The sequence below is a fragment of the Mesorhizobium sp. M1399 genome (genome assembly GCF_040317735.1).
Lineage (GTDB): Bacteria > Pseudomonadota > Alphaproteobacteria > Rhizobiales > Rhizobiaceae > Mesorhizobium.
This window is the reverse complement of record NZ_JAMYKZ010000010.1, coordinates 306122-312566: the sequence shown is the minus strand read 5'-3', so window position 1 is coordinate 312566 and position 6445 is coordinate 306122. Positions and strand designations below refer to the sequence as shown.

Below are 6445 nucleotides of genomic sequence, written 5' to 3'. Positions count from 1 at the left end.
CGGGGAGAGGAGGACCCTCATCCCGCTCAATCATCATAGCTGTGCCCTGCCCTCAGCCCGTCGCGCACCCGTGCCGCGATGGCCAGGAACTCCGGCGTCTCGCGGATATCGAGCGGCCGCTTCTTCGGCAGCGTCGATTCTATGACATCGCTGACACGCCCCGGGCGCGGCGACATGACGATGATGCGCGTCGACAGATAGACCGCCTCGGGGATCGAATGGGTGACGAAGCAGATGGTCTTGTTGGTCCGCTCCCAAAGCTCCAGCAGTTGTTCGTTGAGGTGGTCGCGCACGATCTCGTCCAGCGCGCCGAACGGTTCGTCCATCAACAAAAGGTCGGCATCGAAGGCGAGCGCCCGTGCGATCGAGGCGCGCTGCTGCATGCCGCCCGAAAGCTGCCAGGGGTATTTCTTCTCGAAGCCGCTGAGGTTGACGAGGTCGAGGGTTCGCTTGATGCGCGCCGCCTGCTCCGCCCTGGACAGGCCCATGATCTCCAGCGGCAGCGCCACATTGCGCTCGATCGTGCGCCACGGATAAAGTGCGGCCGCCTGGAAGACATAGCCATAGGCGCGGCGCTGGCGCGCCTGCTCGGGCGTCATGCCGTTGACGGAAATGGCTCCCGATGTCGGCTTCTCCAGATCGGCGATGACGCGCAGCAAGGTCGTCTTGCCGCAGCCGGAGGGCCCGATGAAGGACACGAATTCGCCCTTGCCGATGGTCAGGTCGACATTCGACAGCGCCTGCACCGGACCGTCATTGGTCTGGAAGGTCAGGCCAAGCTTGCTTGCCGAAACAACGGCTGGCGATGCTCCCGTCATCGGCCGTAGCCTGTCGCTTCCGGCCACTGCGCCACCGGCCGGAATCCGATTGATTTTACCCCGATGTTGCTTTCCACTCGCCCAGTCCTACTCGCGCCAGTTCTACGCGCCCCAGTTCTACGTGCCCTTGTCCCATCAGATAGACGCCCGGAGTTGCCCCGATGTCGCCCAAACCGACGTGCCATCTTATCCGCCCTGAAAGCTCTTATGAAGGCAAGCAGGGCCTGAGCTATTTCGCCGGTATCGCCGCCGAAACAGTCGGCTCCTCCGGTATCTGCATGCATCTGCTGACCATGCCTCCGGGCGCCCGCGCCAAGGCGCATATGCACGAAAACCATGAAACTGCGATCTATGTGCTCTCCGGCGAAGTCCATACCTGGTATGGCGACCGGCTCGAACAGCATATCGTGGTCAAGGCCGGCGATCTTTTCTATATTCCCCCCGGTGTGCCGCATCTGCCGGCCAATCTGAGCGACAGCCCCGCCTCGGCGGTTATTGCCCGCACCGATCCCAACGAACAGGAAAGCGTCGTCCTGCTGCCGGAACTGGACGGGTTGGTCGCCTGAGGACTGGGTCGAGGCGGCGGCCGTCATCGGCACCGTCACGAACATGATTTCAGCGGCCCTATCTCCTCAAGGCCGGGAATGGTCACGAAGAAACCGTCCCCTCCTTTGTTGATGACCTTGACGACATCTGTGGTCGTCCCCTCCTCGCCCTCGGCGAAACAGGTGGAGCTCAACAACTGGGTGCCAGGCGTCGTCGTCAATGGCTGTGCGAACTCGCAGCCGCTGCCATAGGTTTCGACGCCCTCGGCGGTCAGCACGACATAATCGTCGCGGTCCTGATAACCGAGCCGTACACCAGCGCAACCGACCTCATTGCCAAAGGAGCCGGCAAGGACGTCCGCCGCCGGCCCGGAGGCAAGGATCACCGCGGCCATTGAGATGATCGCTCCGTGGCTCGCCAAGCTCAAACGCCCGTCGCCGGGATGCCTGTACGCTCCACCTTGCGCGGCGCGGAAATTTCCTTCCAGGTCGACAGTGCCCGGTTGACCGCCGCGTTCGGCTCGCGAGCGACGAACTCGCCATGGCCGGGCTTTGCCTTAACCTCGTTTTCCTCGATCGACAGTTCGCCGCGCGAGAAGACGTAGCGTGGCAGGCCGGTCACCTCGAAACCTTCGAAGACGTTGTAGTCGATGACCGACTGCTGCTTCTTGGCCGTGATTTTCTTCTTGCGCTTCGGGTCCCAGACAAGGATGTCGGCGTCCGCGCCTTCGACGATGGCGCCCTTCTTCGGGTACATGTTGAGGATCTTGGCGATGTTGGTCGAGGTCACCGCGACGAACTCGTTCATCGTCAGCCGGCCGGTGTTGACGCCGGTCGTCCACAGCACCGGCAAACGATCCTCGAGCCCGCCCGTGCCATTCGGGATCTTGGTGAAGTCGCCGACGCCGTTGCGCTTCTGCTTGGTGGTGAAGGCACAATGGTCGGTCGCCACCACTTGCAGTGACCCAGCCTGCAGGCCGGCCCACAGCGAATCCTGATGCCATTTGTTGCGGAAGGGCGGGCTCATAACGCGCCGCGCCGCATGGTCCCAGTCCTTGTTGAAATATTCGCTCTCGTCCAGCGTCAGGTGCTGGACCAGCGGCTCGCCGAATACCCGCATGCCTTTCTGGCGCGCCCGGCAGATGGCCTCGTGGGCCTGCTCGCAGGAGACATGCACGACATAGAGCGGCACGCCGGCCATGTCGGCGATCATGATGGCACGATTGGTCGCCTCGCCTTCGACTTCCGGCGGGCGCGAATAGGCGTGTCCCTCCGGACCACTATTGCCCGCCGCCAGCAGCTTCTGCGACAGTGCCGCCACCACGTCGCCATTCTCGGCATGGACCAGCGGCAGCGCGCCAAGATCGGCACAGCGCTGGAACGACGAATACAGCTCGTCGTCATCGACCATCAGCGCACCCTTGTAAGCCATGAAATGCTTGAACGAGGTGATGCCCCTGTCAACGACGGTGGCCATCTCGTCGAACACCTGCTTGCCCCACCAGGTGATCGCCATGTGGAAGGAATAATCGCAGGAAGCCTTCGAAGTCTTGTTGTCCCACATCTGCAAGGCCTCGAGCAGCGACTGCTGCGGCGCCGGCAGGCAGAAATCGACGACCATCGTCGTGCCGCCGGCGAGCGCGGCGCGGGTGCCGCTCTCGAAATCATCGGCCGAATAGGTGCCCATGAACGGCATTTCGAGGTGGGTATGCGGGTCGATGCCGCCCGGCATGACATAGCAGCCGCTGGCGTCGAACTCATGGTCGCCATGCAGATCCGGCCCGATGCCGACGATCTTGCCGTGCCTGAACAGCACATCGGCTTTCCACGTCCGGTCGGCGGTGACAATGGTGCCATTCTTGATGACTTTGGACATTTTCTTGTTCCCCTATATGTCCGCGTTGGCAAGCTTAAGCTTTCTTCGATCTTGCGATTCCCGCGTCCTGACCGCTCAAAATTTCCCAGGCGGAATCGAATTGTGGCCGATGCTTGCCGATGTCTGACATGGTTTGGTCAAGCGATCGCAGGATCCCGTCAAGCTCAATCCAAAGATCCTGGTTTTCCATCCAGAACTCCGGAGAAATCTTGAGGCAGTTCATAAGTAGATCGCCATCGTGGAACGTCACTGCGATCAACGGGTTTTCAGTCAGTATGGATATCGCTTTGGGGACCACATATTCCAGCCCGAATCCTTGGCTGACCAGCAGCCTTATTTGCTCCCCCGTAAGGTTCCGCAGCGGCGTTGCCAACGCGATGCTGCATTGTTCGACGAGAGAGGTTTGAAATGGAGGCTGATCTGCCTTCCAGCCCAGAAGCACGTTAAGCGTCCGATCTTCGTCAAGATTGCGACGCGGCTTCATTCGACAATCACTGCCGTATCGACCACCGCGTGGAACAGCACATCGGCGCCGGCCGTTGCCCATTCCTTGGTGATCTCCTCGGCCTCGTTGTGGCTGAGCCCGTCGACGCAGGGACACATCACCATCGCCGTCGGTGCGACGCGGTTGATCCAGCAGGCGTCGTGGCCGGCGCCGGAGACGATGTTGCGATGCGTATATCCCAGGCGCTCCGCCGCATCCCGCACAGCCTTGACGCAGCCCGCGTCGAAGGTGACCGGATCGAAATGACCGACCTGATCGATTTGATATTTGATGTCGAGCGCCTCGCAGATCGTGTCGATGCCTTCGCGGATGCGGCCGTCCATGGCGTCCAGCACCTCCTTTTCCGGCGAGCGGATGTCGATGGTGAAGACGGTGCGTCCGGCGATGATGTTGCGCGAGTTCGGATAGACCTCCATATGGCCGACCGCGCCGACGGCGTCCGGCTGGTAGTCCATGGCGATCTCGTGCACCAATTCGATCACCCGCGCCATGCCGAGCCCGGCATTGCGCCGCTTCGGCATCGGCGTAGAGCCGGTATGCGCCTCCCTGCCGGTCAGCGTCACCTGCAGCCATTTCAGTCCCTGGCCATGGGTGACGACGCCAATGTCGATGCCCTCGTCCTCGAGGATCGGGCCCTGCTCGATATGCAATTCGAAGAAGGCGTGGATCTTGCGCTCGCCGACCTTTTCGGTGCCCTTCCAGCCGATCCGTTCGAGCTCCTCGCCGAATTTCTTGCCGTCCTTGTCGACATGCGAATAGATTTCGGCCTGATCGAGCACGCCGGCGAATACCCCGGACGCCATCATCGCCGGCGCAAAGCGCGCGCCTTCCTCGTTGGTCCAGTTGGTGACGACGATCGGGTGCTTGGTCTTGATGCCGAGATCGTCGAGCGAGCGCACAACCTCCAGGCCGCCGAGCACGCCGAGCACGCCGTCGTACTTGCCGCCGGTCGGCTGCGTATCGAGATGGCTGCCGACATACACCGGCGGCAGGCTGGGGTCGGTGCCTTCGCGACGGGCAAACATCGTACCCATCTCGTCGACGCCCATTTCGAGCCCCGCCTCATCGCACCAGCGCTTGAACAGGTGCCGCCCTTCGCCATCCTCGTTGGTAACGGTCTGGCGATTATTGCCGCCGGCAATGCCGGGGCCGATCTTCGCCATCTCCATTATCGAATCCCACAAACGGTCTGAATTGATTCGCAGATTCTCGCCGGGGGCGGCCATTCAAGTTCCTCTCATTTACTCACATTAGGACGACGGTTCCCGTCGTCGCCCTACATGTTGGGGAGCATCTAGTCCACCGCCCTCAGCACTTCGCGCACATGGTCGATCAATTCGTTGATCTGGCCCTTGGTAATGATGAGCGGTGGCGACAGAGCGATGATGTCGCCGGTGGTGCGGATCAGCGCACCGCGCTCGAACGCCTTGACGAAAGCCGAGAAGGCGCGCTTCGTCGGCTGGCCTGCGATCGGCGCCAGCTCGATCGCGCCGATCAGGCCGATGTTGCGGATGTCGATGACGTTCGGTTCGCCCTTCAGCGAGTGCAGCGCGTCCTCCCAGTACGGCGCCAGTTCCTCGCCGCGCGTCAGCAGCCCCTCTTCCTTGTAGGTGTCGAGTGTGCCCAGCGCCGCCGCGCAGGCGATCGGATTGCCCGAATAGGTGTAGCCGTGGAAGAACTCAATCATATGCTCGGGCCCGGTCATGAAGGCGTCGTGGATTTCCTTCTTGACGAACACCGCGCCCATCGGGATGACGCCATTGGAGACGCCCTTGGCCGTCGTCATGATATCCGGGGTGACACCGAAATAGTCGGCGGCAAACGGCGTGCCGAGGCGGCCAAAACCGGTGATGACCTCGTCGAAGATCAGCAAGATGCCGTGCTTGGTGCAGATCTCGCGCAGCTTCTGCAGATAGCCCTTCGGCGGCAGGATGACGCCGGTGGAACCGGCAACCGGTTCGACGATGACTGCGGCGATGGTCGACGCGTCGTGCAGGGCGACGATGCGTTCCAGCTCGTTGGCCAGTTCCGCGCCATGCTCGGGCACGCCTTTCGTGAAGGAGTTCTTTTCCGGCAAATGCGTGTGTGGCATGTGATCTACGCCGCCGAGCAGCGTGCCAAACATCTTGCGGTTGGTGACGATGCCGCCGACCGAGATGCCGCCGAAATTGACGCCGTGATAGCCGCGCTCGCGGCCGATCAGCCGGGTGCGCGAGCCCTCGCCTTTTACGCGGTGATAGGCGATCGCCATCTTCAGCGCCGTCTCGATTGATTCCGAGCCGGAATTGGTGAAGAACACATGGTCCATGCCCTTCGGGGCGATGTCGACCAGGCGATTGGCCAGCTCGAACACGATCGGGTGGCCCATCTGGAAGGCCGGCGCATAGTCGAGCTCTGCCGCTTGGCTCTGGATCGCCTCGGTGATCTTCGGGCGGCAGTGGCCGGCATTGACGCACCACAGGCCGGCGGTGCCGTCGAGAACCTTGCGCCCGTCGCTGGTCGTGTAATGCATATCCTTGGCCGACACCATCATGCGCGGCGCCTGCTTGAACTGCCGGTTTGCCGTGAACGGCATCCAGAATGCGCTGAGATCGTTCGGCGTGACTTTCAGCCGGTTGGACATGACCAAGACTTCCCCTTGTAACCTGTTTCGGTGCGGCTAACGCTTGGTCTTTCCAACACTTGGTCTTTGCTGCGTTTT

7 protein-coding genes are annotated in these 6445 nt (G+C 61.9%); 1 reads left to right on the top strand and 6 read right to left on the bottom strand.

All coding sequences use genetic code 11. The features are described 5' to 3' along the window. Positions 1-26: 26 nt before the first annotated feature. The gene (locus tag NKH05_RS19800; RefSeq protein WP_023720849.1) at positions 27-818 is read right to left on the bottom strand and encodes an ABC transporter ATP-binding protein; all 792 of its coding nucleotides are present in this window, start codon (positions 816-818) and stop codon (positions 27-29) included. A gap of 161 nt (positions 819-979) precedes the next feature. On the opposite strand from NKH05_RS19800, the gene NKH05_RS19795 reads away from it, so the two are divergent. Continuing rightward, on the top strand, positions 980-1384 hold the full coding sequence (locus NKH05_RS19795) for a cupin domain-containing protein (protein ID WP_023720850.1): 405 nt from the start codon (positions 980-982) through the stop codon (positions 1382-1384). 35 nt (positions 1385-1419) lie between these two features. On the opposite strand, the gene NKH05_RS19790 is transcribed toward NKH05_RS19795, so the two are convergent. From NKH05_RS19790 to aptA, 5 genes are all read right to left on the bottom strand, one after another. After that, positions 1420-1758, bottom strand: coding sequence for a hypothetical protein (locus NKH05_RS19790; RefSeq protein WP_031194515.1), 339 nt, complete (start codon positions 1756-1758; stop codon positions 1420-1422). Positions 1759-1787: 29 nt separating this feature from the next. Next, entirely contained in the window at positions 1788-3239 is a 1452-nt protein-coding gene (hydA, locus tag NKH05_RS19785; protein ID WP_352855219.1) for a dihydropyrimidinase, read from the bottom strand. A 34-nt stretch (positions 3240-3273) separates the two neighbouring features. Next, a complete protein-coding gene (locus NKH05_RS19780; RefSeq protein ID WP_352495154.1) occupies positions 3274-3723 on the bottom strand; it encodes a contact-dependent growth inhibition system immunity protein in 450 nt (149 codons plus the stop codon). Further along, a complete protein-coding gene (locus NKH05_RS19775; protein WP_352482945.1) occupies positions 3720-4970 on the bottom strand; it encodes a Zn-dependent hydrolase in 1251 nt (416 codons plus the stop codon). Before NKH05_RS19775 ends, NKH05_RS19780 begins: the two co-directional genes overlap by 4 nt. 68 nt (positions 4971-5038) lie before the next feature. Continuing rightward, complete coding sequence (aptA, locus tag NKH05_RS19770; protein ID WP_353025914.1) at positions 5039-6367, bottom strand: omega-aminotransferase AptA; 1329 nt, start codon at positions 6365-6367, stop codon at positions 5039-5041. Positions 6368-6445: the final 78 nt, after the last annotated feature.